Raw genomic sequence first — 19,221 nt, 5'->3', positions numbered from 1 at the left:
CTCATGCCTCCTGGGTGATCTCTGCCAAGCCGTCCGTAATGACGAGGTCTGCGCCCCGGGCGGTTTCGAACGCGTAGGTCGTGATGCCGTCGGCCGCCCCTTTTCGCCAGACGCGCGTTTCCAGATCGTCTCCGGGCAGCACCATCTTCGAGAACCGCACGGCAAAACGCCGGAGCCGGTGCACATCCGAACCGGCCAGCTCGGTAAGGATCGCCCACGACGCAAAGGCCATGGTGCACAAGCCGTGCGCGATGATGCCGGGCAGCCCGGCGTCGCGGGCCACTTCCTCGTCGAGGTGGATCGGCATGGGATCACCCGCAGCGGGGCTGTACCGGAAAGTCTGATCGTCGTCGACGTGCTGGACGACCGTGGCGACAGGTGAGTCGTCGCGAAGCCTCTCCTCGAACCGGTGACTCGGGCTCAACTCGCCCACCGTCTTACCGGCGTCGAAGCCCCGAACGAACGTCGTGACGTACTGCTCGTTGACCAGTTCGCCGTCCTCCGTGCGGCATTCGAGATAGATCGCGGCGCGGGTGCCGTTCTCGAGGCCCTGGTAGCCGATCATCTTCCCGCGCGAAACCAGCTTGTCCCCAGGCCGGATCGGCCGATGGAAGTGGAAGTCCTGTTCGCCATGCACCACTCGAGGGATGAGCTCCACGGGAAGCACATCGACGGCAGGCACCAGGAGCGCCTCGAACACCGGCACGATGGCGAACACCGGCGGGGCGATGTCACCGGATCGATGTGCGGGAATGGGATCGTTTGTGGCTGCGGCATATTCGGCGATCCGCTCGCGAGTCACCTCGAAGCGTTCCTCGTCGGTCCACGTGTTGAGGCCGCTGTCGTCGACCTCGAGCGTTTCCTCCGCTGTGTGCTTGGCCGCCGTCATGCCGACGCCGATGCCAGCGCGTCGAGCGCGTCGAGGCTCTTGTCGAGCTGCTTGACCCCGTCCTTCTCGACGGCCTTGGCGAGTGCGCCCTTCACGAGCGCTCCTTCGAAGTCACCGGTCACGGTGAACCTTGAGCCTGACCCGGCCGGGTCGATCGTGAATGCGAACTTCGCCTTGACTCCGGCCATTCCGGTGCCGGCCAGTACCAGGCTGTTGGGGGCGTCGACGGATTCGATGGTCCATTCGATCTTGTTGGCCATGCCCAGCATGACGATCTTGGCGGTGAGCCGGGCGCCGGCGGTCAGCGTAGCCGGGGGTTCTTCCAGCCATTTGTCATGCACGGTGAACCACTTGTCCCAGGTCTGCGGGTCCGACACAGTCGCCCACAGCGCCTCGGGTCCAGCGGCCAGTTCGCGCGTTGCCTCGATATGTCCCATGGTCGTCACTCCTTCTTGTTGGCCGAGTTCTTGTTGGCCGAGTTCTTGTTGGGCGAGCAGACGCGCAGGTACGCGACACGCCGCCGCACCGGTACCCGCACGTCTGCTCGCGGGGAAAACGTCAGCGTTCGGCCCGCTGATAGGCGGTCACCACGGCGGCCCCTCCGAGGCCGATGTTGTGTTGCAGCGCGGCGTTGACGCCGTCGACCTGACGCTTGTCGGCGGTACCCCGCAGCTGCCAGGTCAGCTCGGCACATTGAGCCAGTCCGGTGGCGCCGAGCGGATGGCCCTTGGAGATCAGGCCACCGGACGGGTTGACCACCCACCGGCCGCCGTAGGTGGTGTCCCCGTTGTCGATCAGCTTGGGCGCCTCACCCTCGGCGCACAGGCCCAGGGCTTCGTAGAGCAGTAGTTCGTTGGCACTGAAGCAGTCGTGCAACTCGATGACCTGAAAGTCCTCCGGCCCCAAGCCGGCTTGCTGGTAAACCTGCTGGGCGGCAGCCACATTCATGTGGTAGCCGATCAACGCCTTGCAGGTGCCGTCGAAGCTGTTCTCGAAGTCGGTGGTCATCGCCTGGCCGACGATCTCGACGGCCTGCGCGGCCAGCCCATGCTTGTCGACGAAGTCTTCACTGGCCAGGATCGCCGCGCCCGACCCGTCGGAGGTCGGTGAGCACTGAAGTTTGGTGAGCGGGTCGTAGATCATCCTCGAACCCAGAATGTCGTCCATCGTGTACTCGTCTTGAAACTGCGCGTACGGGTTGTTGACGGAGTGCTTGTGGTTCTTGTAACCGATCTTCGCGAAATGCTCTGCAGTGGACCCGAATTGCTTCATGTGTTCGCGTCCTGCCGCACCGAACATCCACGGCGCGGGAGGGAACAGCACCTCGGAGATCTCGGCGAGTGCCAGGAAGTGCTTGCCCATCGGCTGCTCGCGATCGTCGTATGTCGACCCCAGTGAACCCGGCTGCATCTTCTCGAACCCAAGGGCCAGGGCGCATTCGGTCAGTCCACTGCGAACAGCCCGGGCCGCGAGGTACAGCGCAGTGGATCCCGTCGAACAGTTGTTGTTGACATTGACGACGGGAATGCCGGTCATACCAAGCTCGTAGACCGCCCGCTGCCCGGATGTCGACTCACCATAGACGTAGCCGACGTACGCCTCCTGCACCTCCCGATAGTCGATTCCCGCGTCTGCCAACGCTTTCGTGCCCGACTCACGGGCCATGTCCGGGTAGTCCCAGCCCTCGACCACTCCGGGTTTCTCGAACTTCGTCATCCCGACCCCGATGACGTATGTCTTCCTCGGCATGCGCCTCCCTTCTTCTGCGCGATGCCATAAACATACCAACTGGTTTGTATCTTTACAAGACCGCAAGTGAGTTCAGGGACGCGAACGAATCGCGCCTGCCCCCTACGGGCGGAAACTACGAAGCGGAGGTCAAGGCCTCGGACAGCATGCGGCGCAGGTGCACACACACCCGGTCCCACCGCTTCTTGGCCCGAGCCGGATCCCGATCCGCGAAACTCGACAGCAGGATCCCCCGCAGGGCATCCATGGCGGTATAGGCCAAGTCGCGCAGTTCCTTCTGCGCCGGACGATTCGGCACCAGCTGCGCCAGAGCGCCGACCAATGCACCGGTGACGATCGGCTCGACCCGTTCGACCTGCGCCGCCAGCACCTCATCGGTGCGTGCTGCCACCCAGAGTTCAAGCGTGGCAACGAAAACCGGCCCCTGGTGCGATTCCCACAGGTAGTCCAACACCATCGACGCAGGGTCGGGGCCGGCCGCCACCCGGCCGAGGTCGCGAACCGCAGCCTGCGCACGTTGCTCGGCAAGATGCTCGATCGCGGCCACCACAAGGTCTTCCTTGGACCGGAAGTGGTGGACCTGGGCCCCGCGCGTCACACCGGCGACCTCGGCGACACGTTGCGTCGTCGTGCCCGCGTAACCGTAGGCGACCAGGCATTCCACGGTGGCGTCCAGCAATCGGCCACGCATCGCGGCACTGCGCTCGGCCTGCGTGCGCCGCTTGGCTTGCCCATCTACACCTGCGGTCACGGCTGCATCCTACGTCTCCGCGACGTCAAACCTCGCAAAGATACCGGCAAATCGGTATCCAAATAACGCACGACTGCGCTAGTCGGGATCGCTCCCCGCAGTTGCCTTGGGCGTGCCACCGACCGCCCGAGTCGTTCGATGGGTGACCTTGTCGGCGATTTTTGCGACCTCCGCCCGGAGCGACGAGCTGAGCTTCTGCGGGCCGCCTCGCTGCGGCGTTGCGACAACGGATTTCACGCCGCTGCCCGTGGCGCGAACCAACTGACCGCGATAAATGTATGGGCGAGTGTCACCCGCCTTGTCCTTGCGCGAGTACCCCGCATCGACGACCGGTCGCAGTACCTCATCTGCCTTGTCCACCAACGCATCGGGCACACCCACATCGCGCAGCGGACGGGTCAGCGGAAGATTCTCGGCAGGGTCGAGGTACGTTGTCGTTGTTCCGCCCTTGGAATTGGTCTCGCGGCCGACTTCCTGTAGGTCATCGGGTTTGGACAATCCCAACTGGGTGTGCACATAAGCCATCCCGAGGGCCGCGTTCGCGTCTGTGACCAGATTCCACGGACGGTCCGGGTAGTCGGACAACGGGTCGTATTCACCGACGATGACATCGACGTCATACTTCGTCTCGGTGGGAGCGGTTGCGCGCCAATCGAGCAGGGGTATATAGGTGCCTTCCGGAACCAACTCGGCCACCCCGCGCTGGGGGTCTCCGAACACGATGAAGCGGACCCTGCCGCGGTCAGGACCGTTCGGATCCGCATCCAGTTTCGCCATCGCGCCGTCGGCCACGACCGAGCCTTGCGACAGCCCGACCACGACAACCGTGCCGTCCGATCGATTCACCGCGTCGACGACATTGTCGGTGCCGATGGCGATCGACCGCCCGGCTGTCGGCGAGGCAAGAGTGGGAAGCGGCCAGAAACTTGCCGGGTAATCGACGACCTGCCAACCGTCACCAGCCGATCGAAACCACCGACCGATATCCCCCGCCGCGGCTTTCACCGGGAAGTGCGGCACCTGGTCAAAGAACGAGTAGAACGTGCCGCCTGCGATCAACATGGTGTCCGCCCGGGCAGCAGGACATGTGAGCGTTGTCGCCAACGTAGCACCCGCCAGGAGCGATGCACCGAGCAGACGTCGCCGCCGGGTGCCGACCGCATTGCACCGCACCATCGCCCCCGCCCGCCTCACGTGTCGTCGTCAACAGGAGTCGACGCGACGCCGGCACCCTGGAACGCAGAGGTTATTGCATTCGTCGAATCACGATGCAACGAATCAAGAAATCCACGTCTACAGAGTTGCCGGACGCAACACCACGACGGATTTGGTGCGCGACGGACCATCCTGCAGCAGGGCGATGACCCGACCGTCGGGTGCGGTGGCCGCATACACACCGTCGATGCCTGCCGGTTTCAACGGCCTGCCATGCCTGGTGTCCTCGGCTTCATCGGCACTGAGATCCCGGCGGGCAAAACCGACCAGGCAGGCCTCGTCGAGCGAGTAACTCAGCCGTGCCTCGTCGGCGAGGTCCTCCAGCGTGCGCGCCTCGTCAAGGCCGTAGCGACCGACCCTGGTGCGCCGCAACGCCGTCAGGTGACCACCGACGCCGAGCGTGATCCCCACATCGCGTGCGAGCGCCCGGATGTAGGTGCCCGACGAACAGTCCATGTCGACGTCCACGTCGACGAAATCGCCGATGCGCCGGACGTCGAGTACGTCGAACCGGTCGATGCGCACCGGCCTCGCCGCGAGTTCGACCGTCTGGCCCTCCCGCGCGAGCTTGTAGGCCCGCTGCCCGTCGACCTTGATCGCGCTCACCGCCGATGGCACCTGCTGAATCTCGCCGCGCAGCGCCGCCACCGCGTCGGCGATCTGCGTGTCGGTGATGGCTGCGGCCGAAACCGTCTGCAGCACTTCGCCTTCGGCATCCTCGGTAGTGGTGGTCTGTCCCAGCCGAATGGTCGCGCTGTAGGACTTGTCGGTCGCGGTCAGCAGACCAAGGATCTTGGTGGCCCGCTCGATACCGACCACCAGCACGCCGGTGGCCATCGGGTCCAGGGTGCCGGCATGGCCGACCTTGCGGGTTCCGAACAGCCTGCGACACCGGCCCACCACGTCGTGGCTCGTCATGCCCGCGGGTTTGTCGACGATGACCAGGCCCGGTTCTGGATTGCTCCTCGCGTGCGCTGGTTCTGGATTGCTCCTCGCGTGCGCTGGTTCTGGATTGCTCCTCGCGTGCGCGGGATCTGGAACTGGCCGGCTCACAGCACGATCGCCGTCAGCGTCACACCATCACGGACCGACCAACGGCCCTCCAACGCGCTGAGTGGCGGACCATGTTCAGCGGCCGGATCGATGAGGATCTCGGACCGGAAACCACCCGTGGTACCCGAATCGTCCACCGCGAACGTGATGTGCGCATCCTCGAAGCCCAACCAGCGGTGAGTCAGCGGGAACCACGCCTTGTAGGTTGCTTCCTTGGCGCAGAACAGGATTCGATCCCAACGCAAGCCGTCGGGCAACGCGGTGAGTTCGGCGCGTTCGACAGGCAGGGTGATCGCGTCGAGCACCCCGTTGGGCAGCACGTCATGCGGCTCGGCGTCGATCCCGACCGACCGCACCTCGGAGGTGCGACCTACGACGGCGCCTCGGAACCCCTGACAGTGCGTCAGGCTCCCGACCACGCCGTCGGGCCAACACGGTTCCCCCTTGTCGCCCTTGAGGATCGGGACCGGCCCGATGCCCAACTCCCCCAGCGCCTGGCGCGCGCAGTAGCGCACGGTGACGAACTCGTTGCGGCGCTTGGCGACCGAGCGCGCGATCAGCGGCTCCTCTTCCGGCAGAGGCGAAAGTCCCGGTGGGTCGTCGTACAGCTCGGCGGAGGCGACGACATCCGGCAGCACCTCGCCCAGCAGTGTCCCCATCACAGCCGCCTCGAGTTGATCCGGTCCTGCATCTGCTTGGCATGAGCCCGCATCTCCGCGGTGATCTCGAAGTGCCCACCGAACTCGTTGAGATAGCCAGGCGCATACCGGGGCTCGGGCAGGATCTGCCGCAGCCATCGGTACGGCTTGCGGCGGCGCCATTCGCGCGGGTAGCCGACCGACACCTCTTCGAAGCGCACCTCGTCATACCAGGTGGTGCGCGGGATGTGCAGATGCCCGTAGACCGAGCACACCGCGTTGTAGCGGGTATGCCAGTCCTTGGTCGCAGTGGTGCCGCACCACAGCGAGAACTCGGGATAGAACATCGCGTCGCAAGGTTCACGAACCAACGGGAAGTGGTTGACCAGCACGGTCGGCGTCACCCAGTCGAGGTCTTCGAGCTTCTCACGGGTTTGCTTCACCCGGTCGCGGCACCACGCGTCGCGGGTCGCGTAGGGCTCGCACGACAACAGGAACTCGTCGGTGCCCACCACGTTGCGTTCCCGCGCCACCGCCAGCCCCTCGGCCTTGGTCGCGGTACCTGCTGGCAGAAACGTGTAGTCGTACAGCAGGAACATCGGCACGATGGTCGCGGGGCCACCCTGCTCGTTCCACACCGGAAAAGGATGTTCGGGGGTGACGATGCCCATCTGGTCGCACATGTCGACCAGATAGTCGTAGCGGGCCCGGCCGAAGATCTGCATCGGATCTTTGTTGGTGGTCCACAGCTCATGATTTCCGGGCACCCAGATGACCTTTGCGAAACGCTTCCGCAGCAGATCCAGGGCCCAGCGGATCTCGTCGGTGCGCTCCCCCACGTCGCCCGCCACGATGAGCCAGTCATCGGGCGTGGAGGGATAGAGCGACTCCGTGACCGGCTTGTTTCCGGTGTGGCCGGTATGTAGGTCGCTGATCGCCCACAGAATCGGCTGCCGGTCCCTCGACTCCTGGTCCATCACCACGGTTGCATCACCACAACGGACCAGCCTAACCGCGCGCCGGGGCGCCACCCGCCCTCCCGGACTAGAACAGGTTCTCGTTTATGGTCGAGTCCGCGGTCGCCGACCGCTACACTCCCGGCAAGCCGGGGAAGATTCTGACCAATTCTGCGAGGGGGTTCGATGGCCGCCAGGGTGCGCCTGCTGTCGGCACTGTGTGCGCTGGTAGCGGCGGTGGTCGTGGTGCTGCAGACCGGGACGTCAGCGGGGTCGGGTACCGGCACCCCACAGCTGAACGTGACCGATCTACCGATGACCAACGTGTCCACGACGATCAAATGGCCGGTCATCGCAACAACCGACCCCTCGCCGTTCGATCCGTGCAACGACATCCCGCTCGACGTGATCCAGCGGATTGGGCTCGCCTACACACCCCCAGCCCCCGAGGACAGCCTGCGCTGCCATTACGACGCGGGCGATTACCAGATGGCGGTCGAGGCGTTCGTCTGGCGGACCTACGAGCAGACCATTCCGCCGGACGCCGTGGAACTCGACATCGACGGCCACCGCGCCGCGCAGTACTGGATCATGAAGCCCACCGACTGGAACGACCGCTGGTGGGTGACCTGCATGGTCGCGTTCAAGACCAGCTACGGGCTCATCCAGCAATCGTTGTTCTACTCACCGATCAAGTCCCCGGACCGCCCGGACTGCCTGCAGGTCAACATGCAACGGGCCCACGAGCTGGCTCCGTACTACAAATTCTGATTTGTAGCCTGGTGCGGTGACGGAATTCCGCCGGCACGTCGGCAAGGCGGTCAGCCGCCTGCTGGGCCTGCCACCCCACGAAACGTCCTACACCGTGCGGCACGGACTGCGGGTGCCGATGCGCGACGGCGTCGAGCTGATCGCCGATCACTATTCGCCTGACACCGCGGCACCGGCGGGCACACTGCTGGTTCGCGGACCCTACGGCCGCAGGTTCCCGTTCTCCACGGTGTTCGCCCAGGTGTATGCCGCTCGCGGCTACCACGTACTGCTGCAGAGTGTGCGCGGGACGTTCGGCTCGGGCGGCGAGTTCACCCCGATGGTCCACGAGATGGCCGACGGCGCCGACACCGTCGCCTGGCTGCGCGAGCAACCCTGGTTTACCGGCTCGTTCGCCACCGTCGGATTGTCCTATCTCGGTTTCACCCAGTGGGCCCTGCTGACCGATCCACCGCCGGAGATGAAAGCCGCGGTGATCACTGTCGGCCCGCACGATTTCAGCGAGTCGGCGTGGGGCACCGGATCCTTCACCCTCAACGACTTCCTCGGCTGGAGCGCAATGGTGGCCCGGCAGGAGGAGCCAGGTCTGGTGCAGGCCCTGGCCCGTCAGGTCCGGGGCCCGGCGGAGCTCGCGCGGGCCACCGCCGGATTGCCGATGGGCGAGGCCGGCCGCAAGCTGCTCGGCAGCGGCGCCCCCTGGTTCGAATCGTGGCTGGAACATCCCGACCGGGAGGATCCGTTCTGGGACAGCCTGCGGTTCACCGAGGCACTCGACCGCGTCGAGGTGCCCGTGCTGTTGCTCAGCGGCTGGCAGGACCTGTTCCTGGACCAGACGCTGCAGCAGTACCGGCAACTGCGTCGGCGCGAGGTACCGGTCGCGCTGACGATCGGTCCCTGGACCCACGCCCAGCTGCTGACCAAGGGCCTACCCACGGTGCTCGGTGAATCGCTGGCCTGGCTGGACACTCACCTTGCCGAACGTCGCGATACCCGCCGGGCCACGGTGCGTGCCTACATCAACGGGTTCGGCTGGGTGGACCTGCCCGATTGGTCACCGGCGATGCCCGAACACGAGCTGTTCCTGCAGCCCCCCGGCCGGCTGTCGGAGCGGCCGCCGGCCCCGACTGCGCCGTCGTCGTCATTCGTGTTCCACCCCGCCAGTCCCACCCCGACAATCGGTGGTCGGCTGCTGGCACGTGAGGCCGGGTACCGCGACGACACGCAGCTGAGCCGTCGGGCCGACGTACTCGCCTACACCGGCGACCCATTGCCCGCGGATCTGTACCTGGTCGGCACCGCGGTGGTCGAGCTGGAGCACAGCTGCGACAACCCCAACAACGATGTGTTCGTCAGGATCAGCGAGGTCAACGCCAAAGGCCGCTCCCGCAACGTGACCGACGCGTTCGTCCGGCGCACCGAGCAGTCCGGTCGGCTGCGCATCGAATTCGACGCTGTCGCACATCGGTTCGCCGCCGGTTCCCGGATCCGCCTGCTTGTCGCCGGCGGATCCCATCCACGGTTCGCCCGCAACCTCGGTACCGGTGAGCCACCGATCTCCGGTTCGCGGCTGGTCCGCGCCACCCACACCGTGCGGCACGGCGAGGGCGGCGTGTCCCGTCTGGTGCTCCCCGCAGGCCCGCGGCCACCGTCAGCCGACTGAAGCCCGCACCCGCTCGGCGACACGCTGCAGCGTCGCGTCATCGTGCACGGCGCCGGCCAGGCCGACGTCGGCTGTGAGTTCCACCCAGCTCTTGCAACCCGCGAACTCCGGCACGCGCACCAACTCGACGGGTGTGATCAGTGGCATGGCCTGAACCACCAACACCGTCAGCCGGTGTTTGGGGCGGAAATCCAGCCGGTCGGCCTGCACCGAATCAGCGGTCCAGATGTGCAGGTCGGCGATCTCGTCGATCGCCTCAGGGCGGTTGACCTCAATGGCGGCAATGACTTTCGCCGCGGCCCGGATGATGACAGCTGTTTCGGTGCTGTCGGCCGCGGCGAGCTCGAGCAGATCACGGTGTTCGGGCCGTACCCGCTCGCGGTGGCTGTGCGCGACAGTCGGGAAGAACACGAACTCGGCTGCGGCGACCGCGAACCGCTTCTCGCCGATGCCGCCCTTGCGCAACAGCACCGTCTGTCGGCCGTCGAGCAGCGCATGAACCGCTGCGCTCCACTCCTTGAGCGCCGGCGAGCTCACCGCGCCGCCAAGCGGGCCTGCACTTCCGGACGACGCAGCGGCGGAATCGTCTTGGGCGGCTGACGGCGTGGCGCCAACCCGTCCAGCAGCCGCGTGGTGGTCGCGGCGACCTCGGCCACGGCAGCCTCGAACGCCTCGACGTTGACTCCGGCCGGTCTGGTGATGCCACTGACCTTCCGGACGTACTGGCGAGCAGCGGCCTCGATCTCCTCGGCTGTGGCGGCGGGTTGCAGGCCACGCAGTTCGGTGATGTTCCGGCACATGAGACCCACGATAGGTTGATCGCATGAATGACGCCGACGAGCGCTTGCGCGAGGAGTCGACCAACACTGTGCTGCTGATCGATACCACAGACCGGGTCCGCACACTCACCCTCAACCGGCCGCAATCCCGCAATGCGTTGTCATCGCAGCTGCGCACCGAGTTCTACCAGGCGTTACGCGATGCCCAGGCCGACGACGCCGTCGACGTGGTGATCCTCACGGGGGCCGATCCGGTGTTTTGTGCCGGGCTTGATCTGAAAGAGCTGGGCAACACGACCGAGCTGCCAGACATCTCCCCCAAGTGGCCGGCGATGAGCAAGCCGGTGATCGGGGCGATCAACGGCGCCGCGGTCACCGGTGGGCTCGAACTTGCGCTGTACTGCGACATCCTGATCGCCTCCGAGCACGCCCGGTTCGCCGACACGCACGCCAGAGTCGGCCTGCTGCCCACCTGGGGCTTGAGTGTCCGGCTGCCGCAGAAGGTCGGTGTCGGCCTGGCTCGGCGCATGAGTCTCACCGGCGACTACCTCTCGGCGGCCGACGCGTTGCGCGCCGGTCTGGTCACCGAAGTCGTCGCTCACGACGAGTTACTGCCTGCCGCGCACCGGATTGCCGCCTCGATCGTCGGCAACAATCAGGCCGCCGTCCGCGCCCTGCTGTCCTCGTACCACCGCATCGATGCAGCTCAGACCGACGCCGGGCTGTGGATCGAGGCGGCCTCGGCGCGGCAGTGGATGGACTCGACGACGGGCAACGACGTCGCCGCCAACCGCGACGCGGTCCTGCAGCGCGGTCGCGCCCAGGTGCACTGACCGTCAGTCCGCGACGACGAGCCATCCGGTGCCGGTCTGGTCGGTGGCGAGCTCCTCCACGCTCATCCCGTCGACCAGCCGGTCCAGGGCACCGATCATCGTCGCGCAGTCACGCGCCGGGTGGTCGGACGGACAACGCAGTGCGTGCGTCAGAAACTGTTGCGCCCCTTGGGCTTGCGCGATCACTCGGTCGAGTTCGGCGATCTGTGCGCGGACAGTCGCCCGCCACTGGTCACGGGGCGCGTCCAGCACGGCCGCGGCGGTCTCGAGCGGAAGTCCCAGCCGGTGCACGATCTTGAGCAACGCGAGCCGACGCAGCTCTTCTGGCCCGTACATGCGTTTGCCGGATCGACGCAGCAGCGGGCGCACCAGTCCGCGTTCGTCGTAGTACCGCAAGGCCGAGGGGCTCATCTGCAGTCGCGCGGCCGCCTCGCCGATGGGGATCACGTCCATGCCGCCATTTGACTTCAACCTATGTTGAACCGGCAAGGTCTACGTCATGAGCGCGGCACGTGCGATCAATCACCACGCCGACCATCCCGGATTCTCGGGTCTGGCCGGAGTCCTGTGCGGCTTGCTCTTCCTCGTAGTGGGCCGGGCGAAAGCCAGGCTGGCCACTGACATCGCGCAGGTCTCCCCTGCCGACCACGTCGTGGATGTGGGATGCGGGCCGGGTACCGCCGCGCGGGCGGCGGCCCGCCGCGGGGCGCGCGTGACGGGCGTCGACCCGTCGACGGCCATGCTGCGCGTCGCGTCCGTCATCATGCCCAGGCGCGCGACCATCACGTGGAGTGAGGGCACCGCCGAAGCCTTACCCGTGACTGATGGCGTGGCCACCGTGGTGTGGGCACTGGCCACGGTGCATCACTGGCAAGATGTCGGCGCGGCGGTCGCCGAGGCACGCCGCGCGCTGGTGGCGGGCGGACGGTTGATAGCGATCGAACGGCAGGTATCGGCCGACGCGACCGGGCTGGCCAGTCACGGCTGGACCGAACAGCAGGCTGAGGCGTTCGCCGCGTTGTGCCGCGACACCGGATTCACCGATGTGCGCGTGGAAGGGCGCGGTGACGGCAAGCGGGCCGTGTGGGTGGTTTGCGGGACGCGTTCAAAATGACTGGCGGGCCGTCGGAGCCTGCTGCCACACTGCCCAGGTGAGCCACGACGATGTGTTCGCCCGCATTGGACTCGCGGCGTGCGGGCGCTCAGCCTCAGGAGGCACCTGATGGGGTCGCGGCTCGGAACAATCGTTCTCACCGAATCCGGACCGGAGCTGTACTACGACCACTGGGCAGCCCAGACCATCGGAATGGATATCGCGGTCGACGGTTTCGAGGCCACCCTGACTCGTGTTCGCGAGATGGAGCCGCTGGGCGTTGCCAGCCCGAACGAGTGGCGCGGCGCGACCTGGATCGAAGGATCGCTTCTGATCGATCTCCCACGACAGCGCGTCGTGTGGGCCGAGGAGAGCGAATTCGAGTATCTCCCAAGGATTGTCAACCATCTGATCGAGCAGACGTGGCCGGGCTGGGAGGCTGTGTGGTCACCCGAAGGGGTCCGCGGCATCCTGTGGCTGGCCGGTGTCGACCCGGCGACTATCTTCAGCGAATACGACCGTTCACCGCGGGCCTCCGAAGACCTGGCGTGGTTCGTGCCCTGGCGTGACGGCGGCGGCGATGGCGGCATATCGGTTCGGCTCGGCAACGGGCAGCTGGTGCTCTGGCGCGGTGAGAGCTTCCTGGACACCATCGCCGGGTTGGGGCCCGCCACGATCCACGCGGTAGCCGAAGAAGCGTTGGCTCGCAGCCAATCTGGCGAACTGGCACTCTGGGATGACCAGCACTGCGACGAACTGCCATCGACGGGGATCCACATCGACTTCACCAGCAAGGTCGCCCGATGGTGGGCCATCGGCGACGACGACAACCAGATCGCGATCTTCGACGCGCTGTGGCCCGAATGGTCGATCGAGACGGTCGGCGACGCCTACGAGTTCCACGAGCGGGTCACCGGGAAACCTATGCGCGTCTGGCCCGAAGACGTCGTCACCGTCCGGCGCATCGTCGAACGGATGGTCGACAACGGACCTCGTGAGAACCCGATCGTGCGAATGGTGTCCTTGCTGGCCGACCGTGGTGAACGGGTCAGCATCAACGCTGACGTACTCAAGTTCCGGCCGGCATCGGACTTCGGCGGCGCGCGGCGAGCCATGGCCGCTCTCGACCAACTGGATTCGACCTGCCCATTGCCGCCGGCCCGATTCGTCAACAGGCACGGCCGCATGATCGGGCCCAGCACCGGGGACGGGTGGTCCTTCTAAACCGTGCCGGCAATCAGCCAACGCCCTGATAACGCCCGCCAGCCGACGAACACCAGGCGCAGCACCATGAAGCTGCTCAGGCCGGCCCAGATACCGAGCAGGCCCCAATGGAAGATCAGCGACAGCCAAACCAGTGGCAGGAAACCGATCAGCGCGCTGACCAGGGTGGCATTGCGCATGAACTTGGCATCACCGGCGCCCAGCAGCACCCCGTCGAGCGCGAAAACGATTCCGGCGACGGGCAACTGGCCCACCAGGAACCACCACGGCACGCCGATCTCGTCGAGCACCGAGTGGTCATCGGTGAACAGCGCGGGCAGGACGTGAGCCCCGATCGCGAACACCGCCGCCAGTACCGCCGCTGCCGCCGTGGAGAACAGCGTTACACGCCAGGCCACCACTTTGGCGTGGCTGAGCTGACCCGCACCAAGAGCAGCGCCCACCAGGGACTGCGCAGCGATCGCCAGCGAATCGAGCGCCAGCGCAAGGAAACTCCACAGCTGCAGCACCACCTGGTGCGCGGCGACCGCAGCCGCGCCGAACCGGGCCGCCACGGCTCCCGCGGACACGAAGCAGGCTTGAAACGCCATGGTGCGCAACAACAAATCCCGGCCCATCACCACCTGGGCGCGAAGCACCGAGGGGTGCGGTCGCAACGGCACCTTCTCCGACAGCAACGCCCGCACGAACAGAACCGCTGCCACCCACTGCCCCACCAGGTTCGCGACCGCCGAGCCGGCCAACTCCAACCGCGGCATACCCAGCCAGCCATAGACCAACAGCGGACACAACACCGCCGACACCGCGAATCCCGCGATCACATAGCGCAACGGCCGAACGGTGTCCTGAACACCGCGCATCCACCCGTTGCCCGCCATCGAGATCAGAATCGCCGGCGCGCCGAGGACAGCGATCCGCAGCCACGGTGCGGCGGCCTGAGCGATCTCGCCGCCACCTGCGATCACCGTCAGCAGTGGGTCCGCGACGGCCTGCACGACAGCGCAGAGCACCAGCCCGATCCCGACCGCCAGCCAGGTGGCCTGTACGCCCTCGCCGACGGCGGCGGCCCGGTCCCCGGCTCCGAAGAACCGGGCCGAGCGCGACGTGGTGCCGTAGGACAAGAAAGTCAGGTTCGAGCCGACCAGGTTGAGGACCAGACCGCCGATGGCCAACCCGGCCAGGCTGACCGCGCCGAGTCGTCCCACGATCGCGGTGTCGAACAACAGGTAGAGCGGTTCGGCCGCCAGCACGCCGAGAGCCGGAAAGGCCAGTGCGGCAATGCGCCTGCCGTTGACCGCTGCAGCACCGTCACCAGAGGTCATGGGCGACCGCCCGCCAGGCCGAATCCACAGAACGGGCAGAAACTCAGATGCAGTCCGCTGCTGCCGCCGTCAGGCACGATCACCACCCAGTGCCGCGACGACGGCCACCACTCGAACCGGATGTCGTTGACACACGATGCCGTGCGGCGGTCGAAAGCGTCACAGCACGGTTGATACGTCTTCGGGACGCGGCGCGCACCGTCCAGGCACTCGGTGCCGTCCGCATGGAGCCTCGGCGACTCAGCCAAGAGCCACCTGGAGTGCCCGAACGACCTCGTCGACAGGGCCGGTGGCCGAATATCCGGCTGCATGGGGATGCCCGCCGCCGCCGAACGAGCTGGCGATCTCGGCGAGGTTGACCGACTTGGCCCGCATGGACACCGACCAGTGTTGCGGCTCGATCTCCTTGAACACCGCGGCGACCTCGGCCTGCTGCGTGGTGCGCACGATGTCGACGATGCTCTCGACCTCCTCGGGCCGGGCCCCGGACCACTCCGAGTGGGAGACGACGACGTACACCAAGCCGCGACCGTCGACGGCATCCGGGCAGAGCTCGGCCGAGGACAGCACCCGCGACAGCATCGGCAACCAGGCGAACGGATGGGTGTCGAGCAGGCTGCGGCTGATCGACGCGTTGTCGACACCCAGCTCGACCAGCCGGGCCGCCAGCCGATGCGCGCGGGCCGTGGCCCAGCGGAACGATCCGGTGTCCGTGGTCAGGCCCGCGTACAGGCAATGCGCGACCTGCCGGTCGATCGGTTTGCCCCACGCATCGAGGATCTCGGCCACCAGCATGGTGGTGGAGTCCGCCGTCGGATCGACGTAGTTGGCGGTGCCGAACAGCCGGTTGGAGGCGTGATGGTCGATGACCAGCACCTCCCGGCCGTCCTCGGCGAGCCCGCTCAACGCGCCGAGCCGGTTGACGCTCGGGATGTCCACCGTGACAACCAGATCGGCGTCCTCACGGACACCTTCGGGAGCCACCAGCAGGTGCCCACCGGGCAGGGTCTGCAGGGACTCGGGCAGGGTGTCCGGGGCCGCGAACGCGACCTGGACGTGTTTGCCCGCCGCGTCGAGAACCTGGGCCAGGCCGAGGCCGGCACCGATGGTGTCGGCATCGGGATAGACGTGGCAGATCACGCTGACGCTCGAAGCGACCGACAACAACCCGACAGCCCCGTGCGCGTCGACGCGCACACCGGGAGCAGCGGTGTCAGTCGCCATATGTCCGGTCTTGGAATCCGTTACTGTCACCGGCGTCCTCTGTGTCTGCCCCGTCAGCAGGCCCGTTCACGTCCTCCGCCCCGCTCACACGGTACGGGTCCGCATCTCCGGCGTGCTTGGCGCCCTCCCGAACTCTCGCCAAATCCTCATCGGCGGCCCGCGCGGCGGCCAACAGCTCCTCCATGCGGTGGGCCGCGTCGGGCACGGTGTCGCGGACGAACGCCAGGGTCGGGGTGAACCGCACCCCGGTCCCGGCGCCCACCTTGGTCCGCAACACACCCTTGGCCTTCTCCAGCGCGGCCGCCGCGCCGGCGTAATCCGGCGCGTCGTCCAGCGTCTGACCCAACACCGTGTAGTACAGCGTGGCGTCGTGCAGATCGCCCGACACCTTCGCGTCGGTGATGGTCACCCCCGCCAGCCGCGGATCCTTGATCTCGTACTCGATGGCCGAGGCGACGATCGTGGAGATCCGCTTGGCGAGTCTCTTCGCGCGTGCAGGATCAGCCACAATGCTCCTCACGCAAGCGTTCGTCGGCCACTTACGTACGCGCCTTCTCGACCAGCTCGTACGTCTCGATGACGTCGCCTTCCTTGATGTCGGAGTAGGTCAGCGTCAAACCGCACTCGTAGCCTTCGCGGACCTCGGTGGCATCGTCCTTCTCGCGCTTGAGCGACGAAACCGTGAGGTTCTCGGCGACCACGACGTTGTCGCGGAGCAACCGGGCCTTGGCGTTGCGGCGCATGATCCCCGACTGCACGAGGCAGCCGGCGATGTTGCCGACCCGCGACGACCGGAAGATCGCCCGGATCTCGGCGCGACCGAGCTCCTTCTCCTCGTAGACCGGCTTGAGCATGCCCTTGAGCGCGCTCTCGATGTCATCGATGGCCTGGTAGATCACCGAGTAGTAGCGGATCTCGACGCCCTCGCGGTTGGCCAGCTCGGTCGCCTTGCCCTCGGCGCGGACGTTGAACCCGATGATGATCGCGTCCGAAGCCGACGCCAGGTTGACGTTGGTCTCGGTGACACCACCGACACCGCGGTCGATGACCCGCAGCTCCACCTCGTCGTCGATCTGGATACCCATGAGGGCCTCCTCGAGGGCCTCGACGGTACCCGAGTTGTCGCCCTTGAGGATCAGGTTCAGCTGGCTGGTTTCCTTCAGCGCCGAATCGAGATCTTCCAGGCTGATCCGCTTGCGCGAGCGTGCGGCCAGCGCGTTGCGCTTGCGCGCGTTGCGCCGATCGGCGATCTGGCGAGCGATCCGGTCTTCGTCGACGACCAGCAGGTTGTCGCCTGCGCCAGGCACCGACGTGAAACCGACCACCTGCACCGGCCGGGACGGCAGCGCCTCTTCGATGTCGTCACCGTGCTCGTCGACCATCCGGCGCACACGGCCGTAGGCGTCGCCCGCGACGATCGAGTCGCCGACCCGCAGGGTTCCGCGCTGGATGAGCACGGTGGCGACGGGGCCACGGCCACGGTCGAGGTGCGCCTCGATGGCCACACCCTGGGCTTCCATGTCGGGGTTGGCCCGCAGGTCCAGCGCAGCGTCGGCGGTCAGCAGCACCGCTTCGAGCAGCTGCTCGATGTTGGTGCCCTGACGTGCCGAGATGTCGACGAACATGGTGTCGCCGCCATAGTCCTCGGCCACCAGGTTGTACTCGGTGAGCTGGGCCCGGATCTTCTGCGGGTCAGCGCCTTCCTTGTCGATCTTGTTGACCGCGACCACGATCGGCACATCGGCGGCCTGAGCGTGGTTGATCGCCTCGACCGTCTGCGGCATCACGCCGTCGTCGGCCGCGACCACCAGGATCGCGATGTCGGTGGCCTTCGCACCACGGGCACGCATGGCGGTGAACGCCTCGTGACCCGGGGTGTCGATGAAGGTGATGGGCCGGACGTTGCCGTCGAGGTCCACCTCCACCTGGTAGGCACCGATGTGCTGGGTGATGCCACCGGCCTCGCCCTCGCGGACGTTGGCCTTACGGATGGTGTCGAGCAGTCGGGTCTTGCCGTGGTCGACGTGGCCCATGACGGTGACGACGGGCGGCCGGACCTGCAGGTCCTCTTCGCCACCTTCGTCCTCGCCGTAGGTGAGGTCGAACGATTCGAGCAGCTCACGGTCCTCGTCCTCGGGCGAGACGACCTGAACGACGTAGTTCATCTCGCTGCCGAGCAGCTCGAGGGTCTCGTCACCGACCGACTGGGTCGCGGTGACCATCTCACCGAGGTTGAACAGCGCCTGCACCAGCGACGCCGGGTTGGCGTTGATCTTGTCGGCGAAATCGGAGAGCGACGCGCCGCGGGCCAGCCGGATGGTCTCGCCGTTGCCGTGCGGCAACCGCACGCCACCGACGACCGGCGCCTGCATCGAGTCGTATTCCTGACGCTTCTGCCGCTTGCTCTTGCGACCACGCTTGGGCGCGCCGCCGGGACGACCGAAGGCACCCGCGGCACCGCCGCGCTGCCCGGGACGACCGCCGCCACCGCCACCACCGGGACGGCCTCGGAAGCCACCGGCAGCTGCGCCGCCACCACCGGCACCGCCACCGGCGCCGCCGCCGCGGTAGTTACCGCCGCCGCCACCACCGGGACGACCGCCCTGACCTGCGCCGGGACGAGGACCACCGCCGGGACGCGGCCCGGGGCGAGGTCCGCCACGACCCGGAGCGCCTGCCGCGGGACGCGGGGGCATGTTGCCGGGCGTGGGCCGGGGGCCGCCGCCGGGACGCGGGGCACCCGGACGAGGCTGCGGCCGCGGGATGGGCCGCTCCACCGGCTGCTGCGACGAGAACGGGTTGTTGCCGACGCGCGGTGTGCGCGGAGCAGGCTTGGGCGCGTTGGACGGCCCGGGACGGGGGCCGGGCGTCGCACCAGGAGTGGGACGCGGGGCCGACGTGGGCGTCGGAGCGCTGGACGCAGCAGCGGCAGGCTGGCTCGGCGCGGCCGGCGGCTGCGGAGCTGCCGGCTTGGGAGCCGAGGGCTTGGCCGGTGCTGCCGGGGCCGGGGCCGCAGAAGCTGCCGGGGCGGCGGGAGCCGCCGGTGCCGGAGTCGGGGCCGCGG

Annotated in this window: 21 protein-coding genes; 5 read left to right on the top strand and 16 right to left on the bottom strand. The window is 67.1% G+C overall.

Annotation, left to right across the window (positions count from 1 at the left end):
• Position 1: 1 nt before the first annotated feature.
• The 8 genes from BST13_RS36155 to BST13_RS36120 all read right to left on the bottom strand — a co-directional run bounded on the left by BST13_RS36155 (position 2) and on the right by BST13_RS36120 (position 7,272).
• A complete protein-coding gene (locus BST13_RS36155; RefSeq protein ID WP_083170762.1) occupies positions 2 to 889 on the bottom strand; it encodes a MaoC/PaaZ C-terminal domain-containing protein in 888 nt (295 codons plus the stop codon).
• On the bottom strand, positions 886 to 1,326 hold the full coding sequence (locus tag BST13_RS36150) for a type II toxin-antitoxin system Rv0910 family toxin (RefSeq protein ID WP_083170780.1): 441 nt from the start codon (positions 1,324 to 1,326) through the stop codon (positions 886 to 888). Before BST13_RS36150 ends, BST13_RS36155 begins: the two co-directional genes overlap by 4 nt.
• Positions 1,327 to 1,447: 121 nt before the next feature.
• Complete coding sequence (locus tag BST13_RS36145) at positions 1,448 to 2,638, bottom strand: lipid-transfer protein (RefSeq protein WP_083170760.1); 1,191 nt, start codon at positions 2,636 to 2,638, stop codon at positions 1,448 to 1,450.
• A gap of 115 nt (positions 2,639 to 2,753) precedes the next feature.
• On the bottom strand, positions 2,754 to 3,389 hold the full coding sequence (locus tag BST13_RS36140; RefSeq protein WP_083170759.1) for a TetR/AcrR family transcriptional regulator: 636 nt from the start codon (positions 3,387 to 3,389) through the stop codon (positions 2,754 to 2,756).
• Between the two features lie 78 nt (positions 3,390 to 3,467).
• Positions 3,468 to 4,451 carry a PE-PPE domain-containing protein gene (locus tag BST13_RS36135; RefSeq protein ID WP_158087265.1) on the bottom strand — a complete coding sequence of 328 codons (984 nt, stop codon included), beginning with the start codon at positions 4,449 to 4,451 and terminating at the stop codon, positions 3,468 to 3,470.
• 231 nt (positions 4,452 to 4,682) lie between these two features.
• On the bottom strand, positions 4,683 to 5,549 hold the full coding sequence (truB, locus tag BST13_RS36130; protein ID WP_281254791.1) for a tRNA pseudouridine(55) synthase TruB: 867 nt from the start codon (positions 5,547 to 5,549) through the stop codon (positions 4,683 to 4,685).
• 104 nt (positions 5,550 to 5,653) lie between these two features.
• A complete protein-coding gene (pptT, locus tag BST13_RS36125) occupies positions 5,654 to 6,316 on the bottom strand; it encodes a 4'-phosphopantetheinyl transferase PptT (protein ID WP_083170754.1) in 663 nt (220 codons plus the stop codon).
• Entirely contained in the window at positions 6,316 to 7,272 is a 957-nt protein-coding gene (locus BST13_RS36120) for a metallophosphoesterase family protein (RefSeq protein WP_083170752.1), read from the bottom strand. The genes pptT and BST13_RS36120 overlap by 1 nt, the downstream gene beginning before the upstream one ends.
• A gap of 165 nt (positions 7,273 to 7,437) precedes the next feature.
• Here BST13_RS36120 and BST13_RS36115 point away from each other — a divergent pair, with 165 nt between their 5' ends.
• Together BST13_RS36115 and BST13_RS36110 are read left to right on the top strand one after the other, a co-directional pair.
• A complete protein-coding gene (locus BST13_RS36115; protein WP_029373815.1) occupies positions 7,438 to 8,022 on the top strand; it encodes a DUF3558 domain-containing protein in 585 nt (194 codons plus the stop codon).
• A 16-nt stretch (positions 8,023 to 8,038) separates the two neighbouring features.
• Positions 8,039 to 9,682, top strand: a complete 1,644-nt coding sequence (locus BST13_RS36110; RefSeq protein WP_083170751.1) for a CocE/NonD family hydrolase — start codon at positions 8,039 to 8,041, stop codon at positions 9,680 to 9,682.
• On the opposite strand, the gene BST13_RS36105 is transcribed toward BST13_RS36110, so the two are convergent.
• Together BST13_RS36105 and BST13_RS36100 are read right to left on the bottom strand one after the other, a co-directional pair.
• Positions 9,671 to 10,219 (bottom strand): DUF1802 family protein, encoded by a 549-nt coding sequence (locus BST13_RS36105; RefSeq protein ID WP_083170749.1) that lies wholly within the window; start codon positions 10,217 to 10,219, stop codon positions 9,671 to 9,673. The two genes, BST13_RS36110 and BST13_RS36105, sit on opposite strands and share 12 nt — an antisense overlap.
• Positions 10,216 to 10,482 (bottom strand): DUF2277 family protein, encoded by a 267-nt coding sequence (locus BST13_RS36100; RefSeq protein WP_083170748.1) that lies wholly within the window; start codon positions 10,480 to 10,482, stop codon positions 10,216 to 10,218. The genes BST13_RS36105 and BST13_RS36100 overlap by 4 nt, the downstream gene beginning before the upstream one ends.
• A 23-nt stretch (positions 10,483 to 10,505) precedes the next feature.
• Between BST13_RS36100 and BST13_RS36095 the strand changes: the two genes are divergently transcribed.
• Positions 10,506 to 11,294 (top strand): enoyl-CoA hydratase, encoded by a 789-nt coding sequence (locus BST13_RS36095; RefSeq protein WP_083170746.1) that lies wholly within the window; start codon positions 10,506 to 10,508, stop codon positions 11,292 to 11,294.
• A gap of 3 nt (positions 11,295 to 11,297) precedes the next feature.
• Here BST13_RS36095 and BST13_RS36090 read toward each other — a convergent pair whose 3' ends face one another.
• Positions 11,298 to 11,747 carry a MerR family transcriptional regulator gene (locus BST13_RS36090; protein WP_083170745.1) on the bottom strand — a complete coding sequence of 150 codons (450 nt, stop codon included), beginning with the start codon at positions 11,745 to 11,747 and terminating at the stop codon, positions 11,298 to 11,300.
• A 46-nt stretch (positions 11,748 to 11,793) separates the two neighbouring features.
• On the opposite strand from BST13_RS36090, the gene BST13_RS36085 reads away from it, so the two are divergent.
• Together BST13_RS36085 and BST13_RS36080 are read left to right on the top strand one after the other, a co-directional pair.
• The gene (locus tag BST13_RS36085; RefSeq protein ID WP_083170743.1) at positions 11,794 to 12,408 is read left to right on the top strand and encodes a class I SAM-dependent methyltransferase; all 615 of its coding nucleotides are present in this window, start codon (positions 11,794 to 11,796) and stop codon (positions 12,406 to 12,408) included.
• Positions 12,409 to 12,516: 108 nt separating this feature from the next.
• A complete protein-coding gene (locus BST13_RS36080; protein WP_083170741.1) occupies positions 12,517 to 13,611 on the top strand; it encodes a hypothetical protein in 1,095 nt (364 codons plus the stop codon).
• Here BST13_RS36080 and BST13_RS36075 read toward each other — a convergent pair.
• From BST13_RS36075 to infB, 5 genes are all read right to left on the bottom strand, one after another.
• The gene (locus BST13_RS36075; RefSeq protein ID WP_083170739.1) at positions 13,608 to 14,933 is read right to left on the bottom strand and encodes an MATE family efflux transporter; all 1,326 of its coding nucleotides are present in this window, start codon (positions 14,931 to 14,933) and stop codon (positions 13,608 to 13,610) included. The two genes, BST13_RS36080 and BST13_RS36075, sit on opposite strands and share 4 nt — an antisense overlap.
• Positions 14,930 to 15,181, bottom strand: coding sequence for a hypothetical protein (locus BST13_RS36070; RefSeq protein ID WP_083170738.1), 252 nt, complete (start codon positions 15,179 to 15,181; stop codon positions 14,930 to 14,932). Before BST13_RS36070 ends, BST13_RS36075 begins: the two co-directional genes overlap by 4 nt.
• Positions 15,174 to 16,157 (bottom strand): DHH family phosphoesterase, encoded by a 984-nt coding sequence (locus tag BST13_RS36065; protein WP_083170737.1) that lies wholly within the window; start codon positions 16,155 to 16,157, stop codon positions 15,174 to 15,176. Before BST13_RS36065 ends, BST13_RS36070 begins: the two co-directional genes overlap by 8 nt.
• On the bottom strand, positions 16,147 to 16,665 hold the full coding sequence (gene rbfA, locus BST13_RS36060; protein ID WP_064945164.1) for a 30S ribosome-binding factor RbfA: 519 nt from the start codon (positions 16,663 to 16,665) through the stop codon (positions 16,147 to 16,149). Before rbfA ends, BST13_RS36065 begins: the two co-directional genes overlap by 11 nt.
• A 31-nt stretch (positions 16,666 to 16,696) precedes the next feature.
• A partial coding sequence (infB, locus tag BST13_RS36055) for a translation initiation factor IF-2 (protein ID WP_142282937.1) occupies positions 16,697 to 19,221 on the bottom strand: 2,525 nt, incomplete at its 5' end.

This window comes from Mycobacterium aquaticum (genome assembly GCF_002086485.1).
Classification (GTDB): Bacteria; Actinomycetota; Actinomycetes; order Mycobacteriales; family Mycobacteriaceae; genus Mycobacterium; species Mycobacterium aquaticum.
The sequence above is the reverse complement of the archived record's forward strand: the minus strand, read 5'-3'. Positions and strand labels throughout refer to the sequence as shown.